Annotated in this window: 30 protein-coding genes and 1 pseudogene; 2 read left to right on the forward strand and 29 right to left on the reverse strand. The window is 51.8% G+C overall.

What is annotated here, in order from left to right:
- Positions 1-19: 19 nt before the first annotated feature.
- From xseB to HMPREF9412_RS09600, 23 genes are all read right to left on the reverse strand, one after another.
- Positions 20-280, reverse strand: coding sequence for an exodeoxyribonuclease VII small subunit (xseB, locus tag HMPREF9412_RS09490; RefSeq protein ID WP_009591232.1), 261 nt, complete (start codon positions 278-280; stop codon positions 20-22).
- The gene (xseA, locus tag HMPREF9412_RS09495) at positions 270-1,640 is read right to left on the reverse strand and encodes an exodeoxyribonuclease VII large subunit (RefSeq protein ID WP_009591248.1); all 1,371 of its coding nucleotides are present in this window, start codon (positions 1,638-1,640) and stop codon (positions 270-272) included. The genes xseB and xseA overlap by 11 nt, the downstream gene beginning before the upstream one ends.
- A gap of 1 nt (position 1,641) precedes the next feature.
- Entirely contained in the window at positions 1,642-2,502 is an 861-nt protein-coding gene (gene folD, locus HMPREF9412_RS09500) for a bifunctional methylenetetrahydrofolate dehydrogenase/methenyltetrahydrofolate cyclohydrolase FolD (protein WP_009591257.1), read from the reverse strand.
- 66 nt (positions 2,503-2,568) lie between these two features.
- The gene (gene nusB, locus HMPREF9412_RS09505; protein WP_009591251.1) at positions 2,569-3,027 is read right to left on the reverse strand and encodes a transcription antitermination factor NusB; all 459 of its coding nucleotides are present in this window, start codon (positions 3,025-3,027) and stop codon (positions 2,569-2,571) included.
- 175 nt (positions 3,028-3,202) lie between these two features.
- On the reverse strand, positions 3,203-3,436 hold the full coding sequence (locus HMPREF9412_RS09510; protein WP_009591264.1) for a DUF2273 domain-containing protein: 234 nt from the start codon (positions 3,434-3,436) through the stop codon (positions 3,203-3,205).
- Between the two features lie 15 nt (positions 3,437-3,451).
- The gene (gene amaP, locus HMPREF9412_RS09515) at positions 3,452-3,991 is read right to left on the reverse strand and encodes an alkaline shock response membrane anchor protein AmaP (RefSeq protein ID WP_009591270.1); all 540 of its coding nucleotides are present in this window, start codon (positions 3,989-3,991) and stop codon (positions 3,452-3,454) included.
- A gap of 71 nt (positions 3,992-4,062) precedes the next feature.
- Positions 4,063-4,476, reverse strand: a complete 414-nt coding sequence (locus HMPREF9412_RS09520; protein ID WP_009591235.1) for an Asp23/Gls24 family envelope stress response protein — start codon at positions 4,474-4,476, stop codon at positions 4,063-4,065.
- Between the two features lie 118 nt (positions 4,477-4,594).
- A complete protein-coding gene (gene accC, locus HMPREF9412_RS09525; RefSeq protein ID WP_009591252.1) occupies positions 4,595-5,938 on the reverse strand; it encodes an acetyl-CoA carboxylase biotin carboxylase subunit in 1,344 nt (447 codons plus the stop codon).
- Positions 5,939-5,992: 54 nt separating this feature from the next.
- The gene (accB, locus tag HMPREF9412_RS09530) at positions 5,993-6,496 is read right to left on the reverse strand and encodes an acetyl-CoA carboxylase biotin carboxyl carrier protein (RefSeq protein WP_009591273.1); all 504 of its coding nucleotides are present in this window, start codon (positions 6,494-6,496) and stop codon (positions 5,993-5,995) included.
- A gap of 169 nt (positions 6,497-6,665) precedes the next feature.
- The gene (locus HMPREF9412_RS09535) at positions 6,666-7,529 is read right to left on the reverse strand and encodes a SpoIIIAH-like family protein (RefSeq protein WP_009591268.1); all 864 of its coding nucleotides are present in this window, start codon (positions 7,527-7,529) and stop codon (positions 6,666-6,668) included.
- Positions 7,530-7,596: 67 nt separating this feature from the next.
- Entirely contained in the window at positions 7,597-8,241 is a 645-nt protein-coding gene (spoIIIAG, locus tag HMPREF9412_RS09540) for a stage III sporulation protein AG (RefSeq protein WP_090910975.1), read from the reverse strand.
- 14 nt (positions 8,242-8,255) lie between these two features.
- A complete protein-coding gene (gene spoIIIAF / locus HMPREF9412_RS09545) occupies positions 8,256-8,975 on the reverse strand; it encodes a stage III sporulation protein AF (RefSeq protein WP_009591274.1) in 720 nt (239 codons plus the stop codon).
- Between the two features lie 41 nt (positions 8,976-9,016).
- Positions 9,017-10,225: a stage III sporulation protein AE gene (gene spoIIIAE / locus HMPREF9412_RS09550; protein WP_009591237.1), complete on the reverse strand. Its 1,209-nt coding sequence runs from the start codon at positions 10,223-10,225 to the stop codon at positions 9,017-9,019.
- A gap of 16 nt (positions 10,226-10,241) precedes the next feature.
- Positions 10,242-10,631, reverse strand: a complete 390-nt coding sequence (gene spoIIIAD / locus HMPREF9412_RS09555; protein ID WP_009591272.1) for a stage III sporulation protein AD — start codon at positions 10,629-10,631, stop codon at positions 10,242-10,244.
- A gap of 10 nt (positions 10,632-10,641) precedes the next feature.
- Positions 10,642-10,845 (reverse strand): stage III sporulation protein AC, encoded by a 204-nt coding sequence (gene spoIIIAC, locus HMPREF9412_RS09560; RefSeq protein WP_007129715.1) that lies wholly within the window; start codon positions 10,843-10,845, stop codon positions 10,642-10,644.
- Between the two features lie 16 nt (positions 10,846-10,861).
- Positions 10,862-11,380, reverse strand: coding sequence for a stage III sporulation protein SpoIIIAB (gene spoIIIAB, locus HMPREF9412_RS09565; RefSeq protein WP_009591254.1), 519 nt, complete (start codon positions 11,378-11,380; stop codon positions 10,862-10,864).
- A complete protein-coding gene (gene spoIIIAA / locus HMPREF9412_RS09570) occupies positions 11,373-12,371 on the reverse strand; it encodes a stage III sporulation protein AA (RefSeq protein WP_009591247.1) in 999 nt (332 codons plus the stop codon). The genes spoIIIAB and spoIIIAA overlap by 8 nt, the downstream gene beginning before the upstream one ends.
- 98 nt (positions 12,372-12,469) lie before the next feature.
- Complete coding sequence (locus HMPREF9412_RS09575) at positions 12,470-12,736, reverse strand: YqhV family protein (RefSeq protein ID WP_009591246.1); 267 nt, start codon at positions 12,734-12,736, stop codon at positions 12,470-12,472.
- A gap of 186 nt (positions 12,737-12,922) precedes the next feature.
- Positions 12,923-14,176 (reverse strand): aspartate kinase, encoded by a 1,254-nt coding sequence (locus tag HMPREF9412_RS09580; RefSeq protein ID WP_009591250.1) that lies wholly within the window; start codon positions 14,174-14,176, stop codon positions 12,923-12,925.
- 239 nt (positions 14,177-14,415) lie between these two features.
- A complete protein-coding gene (gene efp / locus HMPREF9412_RS09585) occupies positions 14,416-14,973 on the reverse strand; it encodes an elongation factor P (protein ID WP_009591242.1) in 558 nt (185 codons plus the stop codon).
- An 89-nt stretch (positions 14,974-15,062) separates the two neighbouring features.
- A complete protein-coding gene (locus tag HMPREF9412_RS09590; RefSeq protein ID WP_009591271.1) occupies positions 15,063-16,133 on the reverse strand; it encodes a M24 family metallopeptidase in 1,071 nt (356 codons plus the stop codon).
- A 39-nt stretch (positions 16,134-16,172) separates the two neighbouring features.
- Positions 16,173-16,619: a type II 3-dehydroquinate dehydratase gene (gene aroQ, locus HMPREF9412_RS09595; protein ID WP_009591244.1), complete on the reverse strand. Its 447-nt coding sequence runs from the start codon at positions 16,617-16,619 to the stop codon at positions 16,173-16,175.
- Positions 16,620-16,696: 77 nt separating this feature from the next.
- On the reverse strand, positions 16,697-17,194 hold the full coding sequence (locus tag HMPREF9412_RS09600; protein WP_009591249.1) for a YqhR family membrane protein: 498 nt from the start codon (positions 17,192-17,194) through the stop codon (positions 16,697-16,699).
- A 167-nt stretch (positions 17,195-17,361) separates the two neighbouring features.
- Between HMPREF9412_RS09600 and HMPREF9412_RS09605 the strand changes: the two genes are divergently transcribed.
- Positions 17,362-18,354, forward strand: a complete 993-nt coding sequence (locus HMPREF9412_RS09605) for a DUF1385 domain-containing protein (protein ID WP_009591233.1) — start codon at positions 17,362-17,364, stop codon at positions 18,352-18,354.
- 6 nt (positions 18,355-18,360) lie between these two features.
- Positions 18,361-18,696, forward strand: coding sequence for a hypothetical protein (locus HMPREF9412_RS09610; RefSeq protein ID WP_009591231.1), 336 nt, complete (start codon positions 18,361-18,363; stop codon positions 18,694-18,696).
- A gap of 49 nt (positions 18,697-18,745) precedes the next feature.
- Here HMPREF9412_RS09610 and HMPREF9412_RS09615 read toward each other — a convergent pair whose 3' ends face one another.
- The 6 genes and pseudogenes from HMPREF9412_RS09615 to HMPREF9412_RS09640 all read right to left on the reverse strand — a co-directional run.
- Positions 18,746-19,669: a patatin-like phospholipase family protein gene (locus HMPREF9412_RS09615; protein ID WP_009591269.1), complete on the reverse strand. Its 924-nt coding sequence runs from the start codon at positions 19,667-19,669 to the stop codon at positions 18,746-18,748.
- Positions 19,670-19,748: 79 nt separating this feature from the next.
- Entirely contained in the window at positions 19,749-21,305 is a 1,557-nt protein-coding gene (locus HMPREF9412_RS09620) for a family 10 glycosylhydrolase (protein ID WP_009591241.1), read from the reverse strand.
- Between the two features lie 115 nt (positions 21,306-21,420).
- The gene (mntR, locus tag HMPREF9412_RS09625; RefSeq protein ID WP_009591262.1) at positions 21,421-21,846 is read right to left on the reverse strand and encodes a transcriptional regulator MntR; all 426 of its coding nucleotides are present in this window, start codon (positions 21,844-21,846) and stop codon (positions 21,421-21,423) included.
- A gap of 171 nt (positions 21,847-22,017) precedes the next feature.
- Positions 22,018-22,731 (reverse strand): cytochrome c biogenesis CcdA family protein, encoded by a 714-nt coding sequence (locus HMPREF9412_RS09630; protein WP_009591263.1) that lies wholly within the window; start codon positions 22,729-22,731, stop codon positions 22,018-22,020.
- A gap of 17 nt (positions 22,732-22,748) precedes the next feature.
- The gene (locus HMPREF9412_RS09635) at positions 22,749-23,579 is read right to left on the reverse strand and encodes a metal ABC transporter permease (RefSeq protein ID WP_009591239.1); all 831 of its coding nucleotides are present in this window, start codon (positions 23,577-23,579) and stop codon (positions 22,749-22,751) included.
- Between the two features lie 20 nt (positions 23,580-23,599).
- Positions 23,600-23,802, reverse strand: a pseudogene (locus HMPREF9412_RS09640) (metal ABC transporter ATP-binding protein); the annotation flags it as partial.

The following is a 23,802-nucleotide window of genomic DNA, read 5'->3' on the forward strand; positions in this document are numbered from 1 at the left end:
TTGATGGATCGTAAGTCTGTTATTCACCCAGCTCACCTGTCTCATCCAGCGTCCCGCCGAATGGCTTCCGCTTCAATTCTCCGCCCTCTTCCACGATCATTTCGATTTTCTGCTCGACCTGCTCCAGCTTTTTGCTGCACATCTGCGACAGCTTCATGCCCTGTTGAAATAAATCGATGGCTTTTTCAAGCGGCACATCTCCGTCTTCCAGCTGCTCAACGATTGTCTCCAGCTGAGCCATCGCTTCTTCGAAGCTGATCTCCAGTGTTTCATTCGCCAATCTCTTCATCCTCCTTCATTCCCCACACTTGACATTGCAGCTGTCCATCGTTGACCCTTACGTTCACCAAATCACCTAATTGCACGTCTTCTATCGACTTTACAAGCTTTTGCTCTTTCTCGTCATACACAAGACTGTATCCTCTCGACATGATCTTCAGCGGGCTGAGCGCATCGAGATGTCGCATCTCGGTTTGCAGCTGCGACATCTTGGACTTCATGATTGACTGCATCGCGTTCATTAACTGCCGGTTGGCCTGCTCTTTCCTTTTGGCGGCGAACTCCGCTTGAGTCCGCGGATTATATCGGATCAGGCCCTGGTGCAGCGATTTTTGACGCTGGCGGACCAGGGAAAGCCTGGATTTCAGGTGGCCCTGCAGCCGTTGGGACAGCATGTCCAGCCGTTCGGCATGCTGAAGCATATACCGGCGGGGATGCACCAGGACCGGGGACCGCTGAAGCGATATCAAACGTTCACGGCTCCGCTGAAGGCGCTGCTGCAGCCCTTGATTCAGCTGGCGCTGTCTTTGGGCAAGCTGCCCTCTCAGTTCTGCGCTGCTCGGAACCGCTAGTTCCGCTGCGGCCGTTGGCGTGGCGGCTCGAAGATCCGCGACAAAATCGGCGATCGTAAAATCCGTTTCGTGCCCGACGGCCGAAACAACCGGAATATGGGATTGATAAATGGCTCTTGCAACGATCTCCTCATTAAACGCCCAGAGTTCTTCCAGTGATCCGCCACCGCGCCCAACGATTAGCACATCAGCCTCTGCCATGTCGTTCATCGTCCGAATGGCTTTGACGATCGAAGGCGCAGCCCCTTTGCCTTGAACCAGCACCGGATACAAAATGGTGTTCGCCTGAGGATAGCGCCTCCGGATCGTAATCATGATATCCCGCACGGCAGCCCCCGTTGGCGACGTGATCACACCTATCGTCTTGGGATAGCGCGGCAGCGGCCGCTTGCGATCAGCAGCAAACAAGCCCTCTTCCTCCAGCTTCGACTTCAGCTGTTCATAAGCGAGGTACAAGCTGCCGATGCCGTCCGGCTGCATTTGGACGGCGTAGAATTGGTATTGTCCATCCCGTTCATACACCGACACATTGCCCCGCGCTATGACACGCGACCCTTCCTTGGGGATAAAAGGCAGCCTCTGGTTATGAGTCGCAAACATGATCGCACGAATCCGGCTGCCTTCATCCTTTAAGGTAAAATACATATGTCCGCTGGAATGATGGGTAAAATTCGATATTTCGCCTCGGATCCATACGTCGGATAGCCTGGAGTCGCCTTCCATCTTCATGCGAATATATCGGTTTAAATCCTTAACGGATAATACTCGTCCTGGATCGGCCGTCTTCATGTCAGGCCAGCCCATTCAGCCTTTTGGCGGCTAGGAGCGTATTCTGCATGAGCATCGTGATGGTCATCGGTCCCACCCCTCCGGGTACCGGAGTAATCGGGCCGGACACTGCCTTCACGCTCTCAAAGTCAACGTCCCCGGCAAGCTTTCCGTTCTCCAGGCGGTTCATGCCGACATCGATAACGACGGCGCCGGGTTTCACGTAGCTGGCATCAATCATGTTCGCTCGGCCGATCGCCACGACCAGGATGTCCGCTTGACGCGCGATTTCCGCCATATTCCCCGTTTTGGAGTGGCACATCGTAACGGTCGCGTTCTCGCGCTGAAGAAGAAGAGATACCGGTTTGCCGACGATATTGGATCTCCCGATCACGACCGCATGTTTGCCTGCAATCTCAATGCCTGTCCGCTTAATCATTTCAATTACGCCGGCCGGCGTGCATGGCAGGAGACTGTCATCGCCTATTACGAGGTTACCCACATTAACCGGGTGGAAACCGTCCACGTCCTTCTCCACCGCAATCGCATCGATGACGGCCTTTTCTTCGATGTGTTTAGGCAAAGGTAGCTGGACCAGGATCCCATGGATGGATTCCTGGGCATTGAGCTTGTCCACCAGTGCGAGCACTTCGTTCTGGCTGGAATCCGCGGGCAGACGATGCACCTCGGAATAAAAGCCCAGATCGTGGCATGCTTTCTCCTTGTTGCGAACGTAAACATGCGAAGCCGGATCATCTCCTACAAGTACAACAGCCAAACCAGGACGTACATTCTGCTTGGACAATTGTTCTACTTCTAACGCAATCCCCTTGCGAATTTCTTCCGATATCTGTTTTCCGCTAATAATCGTTGCTTCTGTCATCCTGATCTCTCCTCCATTATGATTGAATCATTACGTTTCAAGCTGGCCATGAACATGCGTGTAGATTTAGGACTGACGGAGCTTCACCTTGACTTGATCTAGCTCTTGAATCATCCGGCCCAATACGCCGTTGACGAACTTGCCCGATTCCTCGGTTCCGAAATGCTTGGACAGTTCGATCGCTTCGTTAACCGCCACTTTCCCGGGCACGTCATCGCGATAAGTCAGCTCGTACACGGCCAGTCGCAGGATTTGACGATCCACGCGGGAAAGACGGCTTACCTGCCAGCCTTTCAAATAATGAGCGAGGAGTTCATCAATCGAATCCTTGGATTCCCATGTTCCGTTGACCAGCTGCAGCACATATTCCTTCATTTGAACCTCGTCGCCGATGACCCGCTCGGTCTCATTCTCTTCTGCCGCTTCGGAGAGCAGCATCGACACGGCTTCCATGCTGTCGACTTCGTTCATCTCCATCTGGTAAAGGCTCTGAACGACAATCTCTCTAGCTACACGTCTTTTCATTATGTTCCTCCTGTGGACCCTGCCGAATCCATTTTTCTAATTAGTATGATCCATTTGCCGTCAAGACTTGACAACAATTAAACGCCAAAAAAAAACCTGTGAATATCTCTCTCCGCAAAAAAGGCGCACTACACCTGTCCTCAGCATTTTTTCCGGAGAAAGCATATCACAGGGTTCATTTAAACGGCCGCCAGCGCTCGGAAAGCCAGCGTCCCCATTCCTGAAAGTGGAAGATGGAGCCCTGGTTCAGATCCTTGCGCTTGCCAAATATATAGCCGATAAATACCACTAATGCAAAGAACAGCATATCCCAAAAACCGGATAATAAATAAATCAGTCCGCACACAAGCCCGCCGGCCACCCCGGCAATTCTTCCTCTGTGACTCTCCCATATTTCTTTCCAAGGCATTTGGGAAGCTCACCTCTATTCCACGCGGCTCTTGAAGCTTGGTGCCTGAACCACGTTAGCAATATATACGGATACGGATGATACGGGTATTCCTGTTGTATCTTCAACGAAGTCGTGCACCTGCTTCTGCACTTCGGTAGTCAGCGTAGGAATGGATTCCTCGCCATCAACCACGGCGCGAATCGCAATATCAAGACCCGACTGGGATACCTTGATCCGCGATTTCAGATCCTTCACTCCGCGGACGCGCGAAGCCGCCTTCAAGCAGAGATTCTCGATCGTCTCCACGGAGATTTGAATATCGCCGAATTCCGTTCGCTGATCGATGGAGTTTAGGTTCGAGCGATCGCGCCTGACGGAGATGTAGAAGAAACGGATGCTCAGCAAAAACAAAACCGCAGCTACGATAATTCCAGCCCAGAAAAGGCGTTGTTCCTGAACATTCGTTAATTCGTAAGGAACAGCGCCACTCAACAGGAGGATGGCAACTACGGATATAACACCGATACTTAAGCTGTAGATAAACAGCAAAAGTCTGTCCATGATTTTGGCCACGATTCAGCACAGCCTCCTTAAATTAGATTAAAACCCTCGACATCGCTGCCCAGGGCTAGCCTGAAACTATTCTATTTGACGCGTTGAGCCAAATCCAATTCTTCCGTCTTCTCCACGGATTTCATGAAATGGACGTCATGAATATGTACATTGACTTCAATCACCGTAAGCCCTGTCATATTCTCAATCGAACGTTTCACATTGCGCTGGATTTCCCCGGCAACTTCCGGCAGTCGATGGCCATATTCCACGATGACGGATACGTCAACGGCAGCTTCCCGTTGTCCGACTTCAACTTTAACGCCCTTGGATAAATTCTTGCGTCCGAGCAGCTCCGCAATGCCGCCTGCAAAGCCTCCGCTCATCCCCGCAACACCGCGTACCTCGACCGTAGCGAGTCCGGCGATGACTTCAATTACTTCCGGTGCAATCTGAATCTCACCGATATCTGTACGTTCAAATTCTGTAGGCAAAGTTTCCGCCATTGTCTCAACACACCTTTCAGAATAAGTTAGCGGATGCACCCGAACTGCAAAACGCATGCGCTCTTATTACTCATACTATACCATTTGGCCAAGTTTATGACAAACTTGGCCAAAGGTTTTAAATCTCATTTTCTTCCAAAAACTTAATATCGAAGTCGCCCTTCAAGAAGGTAGGATGCTTCAGCAGTTTCTGATGGAACGGGATGGTCGAATAGATCCCTTCAATCTCGAATTCAGCCAAAGCGCGTTTCATCTTCGCGATCGCTTCATCGCGGGTCGGCGCCCATACAATGAGCTTGGCAATCATCGAATCGTAATAAGGCGAAATCGTGTAACCGGGATATGCCGCGCTGTCCACCCGCACGCCGGGCCCCCCCGGAGGCAAATAGAATTGAATGGTTCCCGGTGCAGGCATGAAGCCCTTGTCCGGATTCTCGGCATTGATCCGGCACTCGATAGACCAGCCGTTAATGACAACATCCTCTTGACTGAAGGAAAGCGTGTTGCCTTCAGCAACGGAGATCATTTCCTGAATCAGATCCACGCCGGTTACCATCTCCGTTACCGGATGCTCCACCTGAATCCGCGTGTTCATCTCCATGAAGTAGAACTGTCCGTCCTGGCCCAGCAAAAATTCAAGCGTGCCGGCACCGGAGTAGTTTACCGCTTTTGCCGCGCGAACGGCGGCTTCACCCATTCGGCTGCGTACCTCTTCACTTAGCACCGGACAAGGAGCTTCTTCAACCAGCTTCTGTCTCCGGCGCTGCACGGAACAGTCACGCTCCCCGAGATGCACGGCGTTGCCGTGTTTATCGGCGATAATCTGAATCTCCACGTGCTTCATGCCGGTGAGATATTTTTCAAGATACACGCCAGCATTGCCAAAAGCCTTTTGGGCTTCCTGCTGGGCGTTCGTAATCTGTTTGATCAGCGATTCCTCATCCTCGGCGATTCGAATCCCCTTACCTCCGCCGCCTGCGGTCGCTTTGATAATGACCGGATAACCGATGTCGCGTGCGAGCATGACGGCCTCGTCCAGATCCTCGACCAATCCGTCGGACCCGGGAATAACCGGAACCCCCGCATCCTTCATCGTTTGCTTCGCCACCGCCTTGTCGCCCATACGGTTGATCGCGTCGGCGGAAGGGCCGATAAAGGTAATGTTGCAGGATTCACAGATCTCCGCGAAATCCGCGTTCTCGGCCAAAAAGCCGTAACCGGGGTGAATCGCGTCACACTCGGTCAGCGTAGCCACGCTCATGATATTCGTGAAATTCAAATAGCTGTCTTTCGATAATGTAGGGCCGATGCAATAGGCCTCGTCCGCCAAGCGAACGTGCAGAGATTCCCGGTCCGGCTCCGAGTATACGGCAACGGTTGCGATGCCAAGCTCCCGGCAAGCCCGGATGATACGGACTGCTATCTCTCCGCGGTTCGCGATAAGCACTTTTTGAATTGTCATGCAGTAACCTCCTTCGGACTCATACGACTCTCGTTCTTGGCGAGTCCCTCCATATTACTCCGGCTTCACCAGGAACAGAGGCTGCCCGAATTCTACAAGCTGACCGTTCTGCGCGAGAACCTCAACGATTTCGCCCTTGATCTCTGCTTCCAGTTCATTCATCAGCTTCATGGCCTCGATGATGCAGACCGTCGATTTCTCCGTCACCTTGTCCCCCGGGCTTACAAACGGCCCAGCCTCAGGCGATGGGGAACGGTAGAAGGTTCCTACCATCGGTGATACGATTTTATGTAATGAGCTGTTGCTATCCTCCGCTGAATCCTGCTGAGGTGCCGCTGCAGGTGCTTGATTCCCCGTATTCGGCTGTACGATCTGCGGTGCCATCACTTGCTGAGCCGGTATGTACGCTTGCGGCGCGGCCTGATAGTTGTTAACGACCTCGGCTGCATTGGGTTTCTTAATGGATAAGCGTGTACCTTCGCTCTCAATCTCCAGTTCATGCACGGAAGTTTGATCCACCAGCTTAATAAGTTCCTTAATTTCGTTTAATTTAAACATGATCGACGTTCACTCCTTCACTTTCTTGGAAGCCCTTGCTTAGGACAGTCAGTCAATAGCTTAGAGTATTATATCACAATCGAGCGAAATAGAAAGAGCCCAAGGCAATCCTTAGACTCTTTCGGGTTTATCGTATATCCGTGGTTTATGTTGAAATCTGCGGACAAGCTTATGGCGCAACATATTGGACGGTTACTTTATCCGGCGAAACCTTCAATTCCTTCATCACAAGACTGACGATGTCCGCCGCGCCTTTGGCATCGAGTTTCTCGCTCAGAACGACCACATTATATTTCTCGCTCTCTTCCTTTACTACGGCGTTGCCGAATTGCTGCTGCAGCGTTTCCTCGATGCTGAGAATGACTTCCTCTTTCGCTTCCGCCGCTTTCAGCTGCTGGGTAGCTTGTGCTGTTTCTTCCGGTTTATTTTCATGGTTGTCGATTTTTGTCATTAATTCATCGTATAATTTATTATTTTTTTGTGCGCGGTCCAGTTTATAGGAATCCAGCTGTGCGACTGCAGAGGTTGCGTTGGCTGCCACTTCCTCCAGCACTTCTTTATCCGATTTTTCGCCGCTCGTGCTGGTGGTGTCCTTGGAAGTCTCTGCTTCCTCCTTGCCGGTGCTGCTGGCGTCTTTGGATTTATCGGCTCCGTCCGTGGATTCCTTCACTTCCGGTTCTTGCGGCTTATCCGCTTCTCCGGCCGCTTTCCCTTGGTCATCCTGCTCACCTTGCGTTGCCTCTGCAGGATCCTCCGTGCCGGTTACGCCCGTATCCGTCGTTCCTGTCCCTTGCTCGTTGGCTCCGGAATCTCCGTCCGTGCCTTCTTCGAGAACTTCGTTCACAACCAGCTCGTCGCCTGCGGTTCCATTGGCTTCCTGTCCTGCGCCGGGCTTCTGACCGTCCACCTGCGTGCTCTCGGCAACCGGCGGCGCTTTCGTTCCCGAATCGTCCGTGAACAAGTAGTAAGCGGACAGGATGACCATTAAACTAAGCATGGATACTAACCATATGGTTTGTCTTTTGTTATTCATTTGAACTTTTCCTCCTTTAATTGAAAACCTGTGGCACGAATGATCGGATCATCCGCAGGACTTTACGTTATTCCTGTTTGCGAGGGACGACGGATATACGATAAGATGGAACGTTCAGACCCCGCTGGATCGCATCCACGATCAAGCTCTTTACGACTTCATTCTCGGCCCCCTTGGCTACGACGAGCACGCCGCGGACCTGAGGTTTGATCTTCTTGGTGACGATCGGCGTCTCTTCGCCCGAAGAATCATAAGTGACGATCTGGCCATCGCGCTGGTAACTCGTAACATGGCGTTTCCCTCCGTTGGCATCGGTTTCTTCCGTGAGTTCCTGCGTATCCTTCATATTTCGCTGCACCACCAGTTCTTCCGTAGACTCCACGGTCACCATGACATCCACGGACCCGACGCCGACGATCTGTTCCAGCATCGTCTTGGTGCGCATTTCGAAATCCTGCTCGATGCTTTCGAATTCACCGCCGCCGCTGCTGCTCGCAGCCCCCTGGGTCGTTGAGACCGCGGCGGTATCCGGCGGCGGTTCGCGGCCGATATTCTCATGATCCAGCTTCTTGACATTGACGAAGGAGTTGAACAGCATGATCGCGACGCCGATCAGGCCAAGTATGATCAGCCACCTGAAGGTCTGCATCTTCCTTGCTCCACCGGCTCCTCCGCCAAGCCACTGCTCCAACCGCTTCAACCAATTTCCCATCATCCTCACCTCCGCTACAGCTTGTTATCCTGATCCTGCCCCGGCGTATATATCGTGATCAGCTCCGGCTCCAAATCCCACCGGCGGCTGATGTAGTCCCGAACCGGTTCTGCTCTGGCTACCTCGGCTTTGCTGACTGCCTCTGCGTTTTCTTTTGCTGCCGCTTTCCCATCCTGCTCCTGTGCCATGGACTCCACGTTCACCTGAACGGAATCCACAGGCGGTACGCCGATGGGACGTCTATCGTCTTCCCCAAGCTCTGCATCCGCCGGCTCATCTCCAGCCAGCCTTACGTCAACGGAGCGTATCGCAGCGCCGGCATATTCCTTGCCCTGCCCGGCAACCGCGGCCAGCACCACCTTGACCTCTTGAACGGCTTCCCCCGTTTCAGCCGCGATCTCTTCTTTCATCACCTTGGCTAATTCATTGCCAGCCCATTGCAGGCTTTGACTCTGCTGCGTATCCTTGAGCTTTTCAGCCTGGGCCATGATATGCTCCAGCTGAATTTCCTCCGGCAGCCCCTTCTCCTGCCGCTCCAGTTCCATCGCCAGCTGGTTCTCCGGCGGATCCGTAATTAATGTAATGATGGGACTGAGCAGCGTAAGCAGAATCAACAAGCTCAGGACTAGCCTGGCGTAGCGTTCAAGCGCCTTCCCGGGCAGGATCAAATCAACGAAGGCCGCAAAGAGAACCACCATGATGACGCTTTTCAGCCAATCTCCAAGCCAGTCCATTCGTCATACCTCCTAAGCTTTGGCGCCGCGTATCATCTGCCTCACCTCATCATGACGGTGATGTTGGCAGCCGTGAGCAGTATCGTTATGGCGAGAAAGAACATCAAGCTCACCGCGGCCAAGGCCGCGAAAACGTACAGCATCGTCTTACCGATCGTCTGGAGGCAGGTGCCGATCGGGGTATCGCCGAGCGGCTGCATGACGGCCGCCGCGACGTTATATATCAAGGCAAGCGTCAAGATCTTGATCGCAGGAAATGCGCAAAGGAACAAAATGATGATGACCCCCGCCAGCCCGATGGAATTCTTAACTAGCAGCGAAGCCGAGATTACGGTATCCGTCGCATCTGCGAACATCTTGCCGACTACCGGAACGAAATTGCCGGTTACGTATTTGGCTGCCCGGATGGTTACGCCGTCCGTAACCGAGCTGGTCAGCCCTTGAACGGAGATAACTCCCAGGAACACGGTAAGCAGCACACCCAGGACGCCCATCGAGATCCCTCGCAGCAGATTCCCAAGCTGGGTCAGCTTGTACTTTTCGGATAAGGAGCTAACCAGATGCAGCAGAGCCGAGAAGAATAAAAGCGGGAACACAATCGTGCTGATCAGCGTGCCTACCGTATGTACCATGAATATGACCAGCGGATGGGCCACCGAGACGGTGACGACATTGCCCATCGAGGCCATCAGCGCAAAGAGCAAAGGAAGCATGGCCATCATGAAATCGATCATTTGGGTGATGGCGTCCCGCGCATATCCGATCGCGATGCTGAAGCTGTTGACCGCGATGACCAGTACAACCATGTAACAGATCGTATAGGCTACCCGGCTCACGGTGCTTTTTTCGAACGCTGTCTGCAGGTTCTCTAGAATCAAGCTCATAATGCTCAGCATGACGATGGTCGCCAGCAGCTTGCCGTTATAGAGCACCTCGTGCCACAGATATTTTCCGATACCGGACATAACCCCTTTGAAGCTCAGCCCGTCGCCGCCCGGCAGCAGCATATCCATCAGGGAGGGCGTCCTGCCATCCGGGAAGAACCCGCCGTAATCCTTCATGAGCCGGTCCCAGTATTTCTCGACCTGATCCGTTGGCAGCTGCTGCGTCTGCTGCTCGACCCACTCATCGGCCGGATTGGCGGCTGCAGTCGCATCGATCGTCCCGCAGAACCATCCGGACAGCAACAGCATCGGGATCAGTAGGCTAAACACGGCCAAGCCTCTTCGAAGTGTTGCTCCTGTCACCATGTCCCCCCACCTTTTTTCAAGCCGGGAGGAGCTTCAGGACCGTCTCGATGATGATCCCGATAATCGGTACAGCGAGCACCAATATGAGCACTTTTCCCGCCAATTCTATTTTGGATGCGATCGATTCCTGTCCGGCATCTCGAACGATCTGTGCCCCCATTTCCGCGATATAGGCGATTCCGATGATTTTCAGAACCGTCTTCAGATAGATGATCTGAACGCCGGAATTCTCCGCCAGATCTTCCAGCATGGATATGACATTACCGATCTTTCCGATCAGGAACAGGAAGATGAGGAGCGATGTCGCCACGGCGAGAAGAAAGGCAAAGAGCGGTTTCTGTTCCTTGACAATCAAGATCAGCACGGTAGCGATGATGCCGAGTCCTACCACCTGGATAATTTCCATAAATGTCCACCTACTGGAATAGAAAAATACTTTTGATTTCCTTCAGCAAATCGTCTAGCAGCCTTACGACCATAAACAATACAACCACGAATCCGATGAGGGTCACCCAATGCGCCATATCCTCTTTCCCCATCTGTTTCAGGACGGTATGAATCATGGCAATGATGATGCCAATACCGGCAATCTGGAAGATCGCGTTCACTTCAATGTTCATTTCCCTTGGCACCTCGCTAAAAGATCAATATGACGATCAATGCTCCGATGAGCAGTCCCAGACTTTTGCTCATTTTTTCATATTTGACCTGGTCATCCCTTGCCGCTGCTTCTTCATGCTTGAGCTGTCCCACGGCCAGAGCGATATGTTTGATCTGGTCCTGTCTGTCACTGGTGCCAAGTACGCCGCTTAGCTGTTCCAATACCTCACGTTCGGCACTTTTCATCGATGTTCGCCTCCAATGTTCGCCAAGCGCCTTGCGGATGCTGTCTTGTGCGGATAACCCGTAATCGGGTCTCATGTAAAGCGCTGCGGAGGCCAACAGGGATTTGAGCGGTTCACGAAGGGAAACGCCGATTCGCTCCAGTGCGTCGGGCAGCGGCGTAAAGCCGTAGCTGATTTCCGTCTCCAGCCGTTGAAGCGCGAGAATAAGTTCTCGCAGCTGTCTGGGTCTTGCTGCGAATTGCTGGGCTTGGTAGAATCCGGCTAAGGTTCCTGCACCCAGCACGAGCACGGCCCCGACCAGTTTAAGCATAGGCATCACCTCCCGGCTGGCCGCTGATAGCCGTCTGAAGCGTTCGCTGGCCTCCGTCATACAGCTTGTATGATCGGTGGTCGCCCGTTCGGCTAAGAACCGCATACATTTCAAACATCCGGTTCTCCAGAAGTCCCGAGAGGGCGGGCCGGCCCCGCATGTCCTGAACGGATGAGCCATGCGCCGTTGCAATCACGCTGATGCCGGCATGCAAAGCCTCAATCACCGCTTCCGCATCCTCCGGCCGGCCGATCTCGTCCACAATGAGCACGTCCGGAGACATCGAACGGATCATCATCATCATCCCTTCGGCTTTCGGACAACCATCCATTACGTCCGTGCGAGGGCCGACATCGAATCCGGGTACGCCGCGCAAACAACCCGCGATCTCGGAACGCTCGTCGATGATACCCACCTTCATTCCCGGCCAATGCACGGAAGAGTTTCCCCACTTGCCGTAGCTGATCTGTCTAGCCAGGTCTCTGAGCAGCGTCGTTTTGCCTTGCTGGGGCGGAGATAAGATCAGCGAGTGCATCACCCTTTTCCGTTTCCGGTCAAGCAGATGAGGAAGGATGTCGTCCGCCGCTCCCTGTATTTCCTTGGCAATCCGGACATTAAATCCGCTGATATCCCGGATGTGCTCCACCCTGCCGCCGCTCAGCACCGTCCGGCCCGTAAGCCCGACCCGATGGCCCCCTGGTATGGTGATAAACCCCTTTCGCAGCTCTTCTTCCATGGTGTAGAGGGAATGATTGCTGATAAGGTCCAGCAGCCTATGGGTATCTTCACGCGTCGGCTTATACGCTTCTTCAGGCCGCAAGGTGAGTCCGCCTCGCCTGTCCAGGAAATGATGCTTGCCCGCCGAATTGATCTCCAGCGGACGCTCTTCCCGGATTCGTACCTCCTCCACATGTTCGAGAAGCTCTTTCGATAGGTTCAGCAGCATGCGTTTGACGGTTTCGGGAAACAGGTCTAACCAATTCAATGTCATATCAATTTCCCCCAGGTTGTCCTTTGTGATCATCTTCTAATAAGAGCACTTCATATCCCATGTGTATGCTTGTACCTAAAAAATATGCAGCGAATCTATCATTTTTTTAAAACCCCGTATAAGAGACAGGAGACGCCGCACAATATCCAGCCGATCTTCCCCCATGACAATTTATCTGCCATTCCCACCAGGCCGATGGTTGTGGTCAAAATCAAAATGAGCGGACCCGTAAACGCCAATGCCGAATTCACGGCAAGCGCTTTATCGACTTGGTTCAGGCGCAGCATGATGATGGCCGCGACGATCTCAAGGCTGCCTGAGAAAATCCGAAGCGTTGCCATACTAACGACAAACTTGTCCAGCATGCGATAATCCTCCTTCTTCCTTCTTCACATGTGTGATGATTAAAAATATGCGGGGCCCTCTCGTTTTATCTCTATTTTTTCAATTTCATAGAAGGGAACTTCGAATCTTTCGAACAGCACAAAAAATCCCGGCCATAAATGACCGGGATGAACTCTATTAATATCGATGATGACGGTTGAATCCTGTTATCGGCGTACCTGCGGTCCGCCTACGGAAGCCTGCTGATCCGTATCCAGTCCGTACGCGGTATGAAGCGCCTGCACGACCCCTTCGAGATTGCTTCCCTCGATGACGCAGGATACTTTGATCTCGGACGTGCTGACCATTTTGATGCTGACTCCCTGCCGGGAGATCACGTCAAACATTTGTGCCGCCACGCCGGGATGGCTGACCATGCCCGCGCCGACAATCGATACTTTCACAAGATGGTCTTCCGAGGTAACGTCGCGATACGGCAGCTTGCCGCGAATGTGTTCGATCACGGACAACGCACGCTCCAGATCCGCCAGGGACACCGTAAAGGAAAAGTCCGCTTCGCCGTTCTGCACGCCGCTCTGCACGATGATATCAACGTCAATCGATTCTTTTGCAAGCTCTCCGAACACTTGGGCCAGAACGCCCGGCGTATCGGCTACGCCCAGAATACTGATTCTCGCTACATTCTTGTCGAATGCTATTCCGCTGACAACCACACCTTGTTCCATGCTTGTTTCCTCCTTAACAACCGTACCCTCGTTATGATTAAAGCTGGATCTGACGACAAGCTTGACTTGATTATGCTTCGCATACTCGACCGCACGCGGGTGAAGAACAGCCGCGCCAAGATTGGCAAGCTCGAGCATCTCGTCATAGGATATCTCCTTCAGTTTCCGCGCGCATTTGACTACCCGCGGATCCGTGGAGTATATCCCGTCCACATCCGTATATATTTCACATACATCCGCTTGAATGGCAGCCGCAAGAGCTACCGCGGTGGTATCTGAGCCCCCGCGTCCAAGCGTTGTAATTTCTCCGTCTTCGGACATGCCCTGGAATCCCGCGACAATGACGACATTTCCTTCGCCAAGCGCTTTGTGCACGCGCTCAGGCTTTATATCTGTAATGCGGGCTTTACCATGGACGGCTTCCGTGCGGAATCCCGCCTGCCAGCCGGTCAAGGACATTGCCATGCGTCCAAGACCGTGAATCGCCATGGATAGCAGCGAGATGGATATCTGCTCCCCCGTGGTCATCAGCATATCCATTTCCCGCGCCGGTGGATTCTCGTTTAACAGCTTTGCCTGGTCAATCAAATCGTCCGTCGTATCCCCCATGGCAGACACCACGACTACACATTGATGACCTTCATCTTGTTTCTCTACAATTCTTCTGGCAACGCGCTTCATGCGTTCTGTATCCCCTACAGAGCTGCCTCCGAATTTCATGACGTACAGTGACAATGCTTCTTTCACTCCCCACTAATATCGGTATGTAACAGTACTCAGGTGGTTTCTCACTTTAAAACAGTATAATACGAAAGTGAGTCACCCCGTCAAGGCTTTTCAAGGCAAAAAGAAAACAGACTTAGGCTTCCGGGCCCGCTTATCGCAAAAAACTCCCGTACATTCGTACAGGAGTCGCGTTGGTTTAGAAGATATTGGCACCCCGTCCATCGTTGAAGGGTCCCGCTTATAGCATGTTACGCACGGGAAATGTATTTACCTTCGCGTGTATCGATCAGAAGCACATCGTCTTCGTTAATGAACAGCGGTACTTGTACATTCAGGCCGGTTTCCACTTTGGCGTTCTTCGTAGCGCCGGTAGCCGTGTTGCCTTTGATGCCAGGCTCGGTTTCAACGACCTTCAGCTCGACGCTGTTAGGCAGGTTGATCCCGAGGATCTCGCCTTGGTAGCTGATGATGTTAACGTTCATGTTCTCTCTCAGAAAGTTAAGCTCCCATTCCAGCTGCTCGCTGGTCAAGCTGAACTGGTCGTAAGTTTCGTTGTCCATGAAAACATGCTCTTGACCGCTGGCATAGAGATACTGAACGCCACGGTTGTCGATGATGGCGCGGCCAATCGTTTCGCCTGCACGGAACGTCTTCTCAACGGTGTTGCCGTTGCGAAGGTTTTTCAATTTGGAACGTACGAAAGCTGCGCCTTTACCCGGCTTAACATGCTGAAAATCCAATACGGTGAAAATATCGCCATCAACTTCTACGGTCAAACCTGTTTTAAAATCGTTAACTGAAATCACTAAGATTCCCTCCTAAGGATGCGGTCTATTTAATATAGTACACATTTTTCTTAAAGCACAAGCTCAAAAAGGCGATTTTTGAACCATTATTACAATATGGTGTAATCTTTGGACGAGCTTGTCAGTATGCGAATGCCCGTTTCCGTGATGACGATATCATCTTCGATGCGGACACCGCCAAGTCCAGGCAGGTAAATGCCCGGCTCCACCGTTACGACCATGCCGGGCTGCAGCACGTCATCGCTCAGCTTGGAAAGCCGCGGCGATTCATGAACCTCCATGCCCAATCCGTGCCCCGTGCTGTGGCCGAAATATTCCCCGTATCCGTAACGCGAAATAATATCGCGAGCCAAAGCGTCTGCCTCGCGTCCCGTCATGCCTGGTTTAATATGATCCAGTGCGTGAAGCTGCGCTTCGAGCACGATATCATAGATCTCCTTCAGCTTCGGATCAGGACGGCCGAGCGCCACGGTTCTCGTGAGATCGGAGCAGTACCCGTCCAGCAGAGCGCCGAAATCAAACGTAACGAATTCGTTCCCTTGAATGACCCGCTCGCTGGCTACGCCGTGAGGAAGCGCCGAACGCTCGCCGGAAGCAACGATCGTGTCGAAGGAAGACGCGGTTGCGCCATGCTTGCGCATGAACATTTCCATCTCGAGATCGATTTCCCGTTCCGTTTTGCCGGCAGCCAGAATCGTCAGGACATGGCTGAACGTCTGATCAGCCAAATCCGCTGCCCGCTGCATAATGCTCAACTCTTCGGCATCCTTGAATATACGCAAGTCTTCTACAAGGCCCGAAACCGGCATCAGGCTGATGGGCGCGAGCTGTTCCGAATATGCGGAAAACACGCCGTATGTAACATGGTCCTGTTCGAATCCGAGCGATGTGATGCCTTCGGAAGACAACAGATCCTTGACCGTCTCCATCACCTTCGGCCCGTGCTCGACCACTTTAAAACCGGCGGCTTGCTGCGGTGCTTGCGTCATATAGCGGAAATCCGTCAACAGATAGGCCTCATCGCGTGTGATCAGCACATATCCGGCTGAACCGGTAAAGCCCGTTAAATATCTGCGGTTGATCGGGCTTGCAACCAGCATAGCCGTCAAACCTTTGCCTTGAAGCTGTTCGCGCAATTTAACCACTCGTTTGTTACTCATTCTAACCACTCTCCTCTCACCCTTATCCCGAAATAGGAGCTACCCTTCTTGCTCGACCAGGACTTGCAGTAGAGCCGACAAGCCCAATGTGTAACTCGCCGCGCCAAAACCCGCGATTTGTCCGACAGCCACAGGCGCTATGACGGAGGTATGACGAAATTCCTCTCTGGCGTGAATATTCGAGAGATGAACCTCGACTGTCGGAATGCGGGCAGAACTGATGGCATCACGCACAGCGTAGCTGTAGTGAGTCAGTGCTCCCGGATTAAGGAGTATGCCGTCAGCCTGTCCGATCGCTTCATGAATACGGTCAATGATAGCACCCTCATGATTAGACTGAAAGAAGGTAATACCGATACCGGCGAGATCCGCCTGTTTACGCAAATTATCTTCGATCGCCTGCAGGCTGAGCGAACCATAAATGCCCGGTTCCCGGAAGCCGAGCAGGTTTAAGTTCGGTCCGTTTATCACCCATATGGATTTCATAGGGCTTCCCACCTTTTCGTCAAATAACCAAAAGCTATTTTACCATAGGCGGCATCGGGTTGAGAAGTTTTTCTTGGCTAACCCGTCAGCTTCTTCGGTTCACGCAGTTTCTCGTCGGTGAATTCCTGCGCAATCGTATAACCGATAAAGAGGCCCCATAATATAAAAATACAAACCTCCGAAATGTTTGTATCCCAGGACAGCTTCTTCACCGGGTCCGTCAGCCGAAGCCAGGGATTGAGCGCAACAAACAGCACCGCCCACCACACGATTCCGTAAGCTATCCCGGGCCATGGGCCCTTCAACTTCCTGAACAGGGCTACATAAATGAGGGAAGCGATGACGGAAAAAGCGATGAAGGACAGCCACCCGGCGATTTGCCCGGCTGTGGTCTTGAGGAATTCATGTTTGAAAAATGGCTCCAGCAAAAAACCGGGTACAACCTTCGTGAATCTCAACCAGTAAAAGATCCAAAGCACGCCCCCCCAGATCAGGCCCGCATAATAGCCTAGCTCCAGGGCAAACGTAAACGGATTGGTTATCTGGTTCTGCTTACGAAATTGATGTTCATGCATGGATTGATTCTCCTCTTCTTCGGTTATCGAAAAGCCCCGCTGTTTCTCCATTTCATCTCTGAAAGTAGTATGCACCGCTTCCCCTGCCCTAATCCAACTAGAAATTACTTTCAAAATTCGATACAATAGTTCATAGAACGAATAACATGTCAGGGAGGGTGAACTGGTTGTCCGATAAGTCAACCCCGATCAGCTATGGAGGCCAAGCTGTAATCGAAGGCGTTATGTTCGGCGGCAAGCATGTGAATGTGACGGCCGTGCGGCGTAAAAATAATGAAATCAAGTTTCTCGAGGTGCCTCGCGAAGACAAGGCATGGGTTCGGAAGCTGCGGAAGATCCCGCTTCTTCGCGGCATCGTCAGTCTCATAGATTCTACTATCAAAGGCTCCAAACATTTGAATTACTCTGCCGATGCTTATGCTGACGATACGCTGGAGCCCGAAGAACGCGAGAAGCAGAAAGAGAAAGAAGACTCCGGCTGGAGTTTAAGCATGATTATCGGTGTGGCCGCCGTCAGCGTGCTTTCCTTTGTTTTCGGCAAGCTGCTGTTTACACTCGTTCCTGTTTTCGTAGAGGATTTCTTTTTTGGCGATACATTTGATCACTATATCGTGCATAACCTGATTGAAGGCGTTATTAAATTAATACTGCTTCTCGTGTATTTATGGGCGATCTCGCAAACACCCGTCATAAAAAGGCTCTTTCAGTACCACGGCGCCGAACACAAAGTCATCAGCGCATTTGAAGCCGGCGAAGAGTTGACGGTGAAGAACGTTCAGAAATATACGCGGCTGCATTATCGCTGCGGCAGCAGCTTCATGATGCTGACCATTGTACTCGGCGTCGTTGTCTACTCGGTGGTGCCATGGGATACCATGACGCAGCGGGTCATTCAAAGAATTGCGCTTCTTCCGGTCGTGCTTGGCGTTTCCTTTGAATTCCTGAAATTGACCAATGCCATGCGGGACCTGCCGGTACTCCGTTTCCTCGGATATCCCGGTCTGTGGCTGCAGCTTTTGACGACGAAGGAACCTACTGATGATCAAGTTGAAGTATCCATCGCATCCTTTAACAGAATGCGTGAGTTAGATGCTCAATACGAGAATGTTACAGTTCACCAATCTGTGACAGGAAGTGTGCTGGATCCCGCGAAAGGGTGATAATCCATGAGAAGGCATGCGATCATTTTTTGGACGGCGATTACGTTGGCCGCCATAGGGCTACTGGTATTCCTGTTAGACCCTGGATCAAGAATGAGAATATTGATTCCTCTAATTATTGTTGCTGTCGTGTATGTGCTTTACAAGTTCCCGCCACGCCGTTTTAACAAACGGCCCAAGGTGAAGCCTTCCAAGCGGACGGCGGCGAAACTGGCGGCGGCTAAGAACAGCACCGTACGCAAAAGCAACCCCACTGCTAAACGTAAACAGTATCCGTTTCAAGTGATCGATGGACACAAAGGAAAATCCGACCCATCCGATGATGTTCCTAAATACCATTAACCGGAAAAACCGCCCGCCCGCGCATGCATATGCCGGGTGGACGGTTTTTTTAATGTTCGGCATCCCAGCGGGTGAAAAACATCGTGCCGGCCGTCAGACCGGAATTGTACAAATTCTCACTTTCCTCTTTGGTCAGATTAAAATGGGTGGTGCCGATGCCGAGCGTCGGAATTTTGATCGTGCGATTTCGGTTTTGCTGCTCGATATAACGTTCATCGTGTGCGGACAGCATCGTCTCGAACATGGCGGTTAACATGCCGATCGGGCCTTCGATCAGATGAGGCAGGTTGCTGTTCTTCCCGACCATTTGAAAGCCAAGCACCGGCAGGGGCTTAGGCCCACCCTTCGATTCGCGATCAAAAAGCCATAAGGGGAAGTTGCTGAGCAGTCCCCCATCCACGATATAAACAAATTGTTCGCCGAACGATTTGCCTTTAGCGGCCCGGCCCAACAAACGAAGAATGACGGGGTCAAAAAAATAGGGGATGCTGCAGCTCATGCGCACAGCCTTGGCTACGGGAAAGGTAGCAGGGTTGATCCCGTATTGGCGGAGATCATCCGGAAGCACCAGCAGCCTGCCATTGGTGATATCCGATGCCACGATATAAAGCTTGCCTGCCGGGATGTCCGAGAAGGTAAATATCCCTTTCGCCAGCAGGATTTCCCTTATCCAATTCTCCAGGGCTTCTCCGGAATAGAGCCCCTTCTTAATCAACACCCGCAAGGCAGGACCGATAAACTTCGTATTAAATATGGGTGCCCGCTGGAGAAACGAATGAAAGGGCGTTTCCTCGATAATGCGTTTGATTTCGTCAGCTCGGTAACCTGCTGCCAGCACGGATGCCACGATGGAGCCCGAGGAGGTTCCGGCAACGCGGCTGAATACCATGCCGGCATTCTCCGCCGCCTTGACAGCCCCGGCAAGCGAGATGCCCTTGACCCCCCCGCCTTCAAAAACCGCATTGATGTGCATATAAAAATCCCCCGCCTCACATGGTCTAATGACTATGTATGAGCGCGGGGGATGTTTCATACCTATAGGACGTGCAGATTTATCTATAATATGATTGCAATTGATCTTTAATGCCTAACGGATTGCTTAAAATATTCTCTGCTCTAAAGAAAATGCTGCCTTTCACTTCGGCATGGTTTTGATTGTACTTCAATTGATTGATGATTTCCGATGCGCTCTGCCAGCCGATTTCGCTGGTTCCCAGTTTGTAGGGGGCATGACCGATCAGAAGATCTACGCCGGTTCCTTGTACTTCGCTGGCCCACCAGTCCACCAGCTTATCATAGTCGGCTGCCGGATTACTCATGCTCCAGTAGATCTGCGGTGCGACGTAATCGATCCAGCCGTTCTGGATCCAGGTCCGCACATCGGCATACATGCTGTCATACGCCGTTACACCGGCTTTCGTATCCGATCCCGTCTTATCCACGGACTGGTTACGCCATACGCCGAAAGGGCTGATTCCGTATTCGACGTCCGGTTTCACGCGATGAATGCTCTCTCCAAGCGATTGGACAAAGGCATTGATATTTCCGCGGCGCCAATCCGCAAGATTAGCGTAGGCTCCATGATTGAACTCGCGGTATGCGGCGTCATCGTTAAAGACCGTATTGGACGGATAGAAGTAGTCGTCCAGATGGATGCCGTCAATATCGTATCCGTTAACGACCTCCATGATCGTATCGATGATATGCTGCCTGGCTTCTGGAATCCCAGGGTTAATGTACAGCTGCTTGCCTGTATTCACGATCCAATCCGGATGACTTAGCGCAACATGGGACGGATGGAGCGATGCCGTCAAAATATCGGTGTTCGCCCGGAATGGATTAAACCAAGCGTGAAATTCCATGTTCCGTCTGTGCGTTTCCTCTACCATGAAAGCAACCGGGTCGTAACCCGGATCGGCACCTTGAATGCCCGTCAGCACCTTCGACCACGGTACCATGGTGGAAGGATACAATGCATCACCGGCCGGACGTACCTGCACGTACACGGTATTGATGCCAACATCCTGGAGCGAATCCAGCAAGGCGATGTAAGAGGCTTGCTGCTGTTCCGCGCTGGTCTTCGTTTTCGGCCAGTCCAGATTGAACACGGTGGATATCCAGGCCCCTCTGACTTCATCCCCGGTTGATACCGGCGGAGGAACGACGACCGAGCCCGTGGACAGCGAGATGCGCTGTGCCGCCTGATTCCACTCAACTTGAACGCCCAGATTCTCGCTGATGAAACGCAGCGGAACCATGACCCGGCCGTTCTTGATTTCAACGGAAGCATCCAGCGCTACCGATGATCCATTCACGAGGGCGGTTTTTTTGCCGGATGTCAATTGCAGGCTCGAACCGTCCTTTCCGATTGTTACCGTCTTCGACTTCTGATTCCAAGCGACCGAAGCGCCAAGTCCTTCACTGATGATCCGCGTAGGAACCATGGTCACGTTAACCTTCGGCAATATGTAAGGAGATACGTCACTGTTCAGGTTTACACCGTCCAACTGAATGCTGATACGAGCCGCCTTCGCTTGCGCGGTTGGGACCACCGACGGGAGACACAATAGCAGCATGATCAGCACCAACAACCATCTACGAAGCTTCATTTCTATTAATCCTCCGAAAATATGAAATTTGCAGGTAATCTAACCTATTACTATAACCATGTAAATATGACGGTTCAGTTAAAAAAGCATCTGTCACAAGCGGACAGATGCCACATTACGATTCGTTGACTAATTCGTTATGAACGTCACGCAAATCCTGAAGTCGATTCTCATCACGCTTGAAATATTCCACAAGCGTCTCAATTCTCGTAATGGAATCCCAGCTCAAGTGATGCTCGATTCCTTCAACGTCCCTGTAAATGTTTTCATCCTGTACACCGATCATCTCAAGGAATTCCTCAAGCAAATGATGACGTTCCATGAGCCGCTTGCCCATTTTTTTGCCTTTGCTGGTCAGAACCAAACCACGATATTTTTCATAAATCAAATATTCGTCTTTGTCCAGCTTTTGAATCATTTTCGTGACGGATGAGGGGTGAACCTCCAAGCCTTCGGCAATATCCGAAACGCGCGCATATCCTTTTTCGTCGATCAACTTGTAGATGCGCTCCAAATAATCCTCCATGCTAGGTGTCGGCATCTTATTCCCTCTTTTCTATAATTACATAACCCGTGCCATAAAACTGTTTTACCTGCATTAGTAATGATACATGTTTTTGAGACCCGTTGGCAAGTCCTGGTCCAATCCTCATGTCAATATGGACCTATGTCAATATGGACCTATGAATTGAACCAGCCTTACCCAACATCATTAGAATTTAAGCCATTCCGGCGTAATGCCTTGCAGCCAAATCGTAATTTTGTACATTTGATCCGTGAAGAGCAGAACCCCCATCAGAATCATCAAGACGCCGCCGACCTTCATCAGCGTGCTTGAATATTTAAGAATCCAGCGGGTGGAGCCGATGAAAAAGGCCAGGATGAAAAACGGTACCGCAAACCCGAGCGAATATGAAGTGATCAGCGGGAACCATGTTCCCGGATCGGAAGCTGCAAGCGCGATGATCGCCGTCAAAATCGGTCCTACGCAAGGCGACCAGCCTGCGGCGAAGCCGATACCAAATAGAAATGTTCCTATGTATCCGGTCGGTTTGGATTTAAAATTGAATTTCCGGTCTTTCATGAGAAATTTAGGCTGGAAAATGCCGATAAGCATAAGTCCCATCACAATGATCAGCAGCGCGGATAACTGACGAATCAGATCCTGGTATTCCGTGAAGAACTCCCCGAACAGGCCTGCCCCCCAACCGAGAGTGTAATAAACAGCAGAAAACCCAAGGATGAACGCGAGTGTGTGCGTCATGGTCCGGAAACGGACCTCCTTGCGGTTCTGTTCGTTCTTTAAGTCATTGACCGACATGCCTGTAATAATGGATAAATAGGACGGGTACAGCGGCAGGCAGCATGGAGATATAAATGAAGCGAAACCGGCCGCAAACGCGATGCCGATATTAATATCAGCCATTTGATTTTAGAACCCCCTTATGTCGTAAAGCCCTTTTTGCCGACAAGCGTAATGATGAGCAGGCTGATCAGCAGCAGCACGATGGTGGCGCCGGGTGCCAAATTAAATACGCCGGCAAGCATCAGTCCCCCGATAACGGCAATTTCGGAGATGATTACCGATAATGCGATGGAGCTTCGAAAGCTTCTCGCCAGCAATAAACTGATCGCTACCGGAATGGTCAGCAATGCGGAGACCAGAAGCGCGCCCACAATCTTGATGGCGGTGCTTACGACAAGCGCCGTCAGCACCGTAATGATCATGTTCATCCACTTGACGGGCAGGCCGCTGACGCTGGCCGCATCCTCCTCGAAGCTGAGCAGGAAAAATTCCTTGAAGAACATAACCACCACCGCAATGACAACGACGGTTACGCCGCCTACCATATAAATATCCGTAGAATCCAGCGTATAGATGCTGCCGAACAAATAACTCATGACATCCGTATTATAGCCCATTCCCAGCGTGAAAAACAGCGAGGCCAGCGCAACGCCGCCCGACATGATAATGGCGATTGACAGCTCGGCATAACTTTTGTAGGCCTTTCTCAGCTTCTCAATCGCAAAAGAGGCCAGCACCGCAAATACCAATCCTGCGGCAAGCGGGTAGACTTCGATCAAAAATCCGAGGGCCACGCCCGCTATCGTGACGTGCGACAACGTATCGCCGATCATCGACAGCCTGCGCAGCACGAGGAATATCCCGATAAGCGGGGCCGTAATCCCGATCAGAACCCCTCCGATCAGAGCCCGCTGGAAAAAATCGCTAAGCAAAATATCAAGCAATGACAACGTCTCCTTCTCCTGCATCCATAAGTTTGTTTCTATGATTAAACGAGCGAATGCTGCAAGTCCACTTCCGCGCAGTTTTCGATTTCATGGGAATGCCGGACGAAAAATTGAATCTTCCCGTTCTGCGATACCGGCGATTCGCCCAGGTAGTCTTTGACCATGTCCAAATCATGGGTGACCATCAGGAACGTCATATGATGATGGGCATGCATATGGGTGATCAATTCAAAGAATCCGGCCT

The organism is Paenibacillus sp. HGF5 (assembly GCF_000204455.1).
Classification (GTDB): Bacteria; Bacillota; Bacilli; order Paenibacillales; family Paenibacillaceae; genus Paenibacillus_AQ; species Paenibacillus_AQ lautus_A.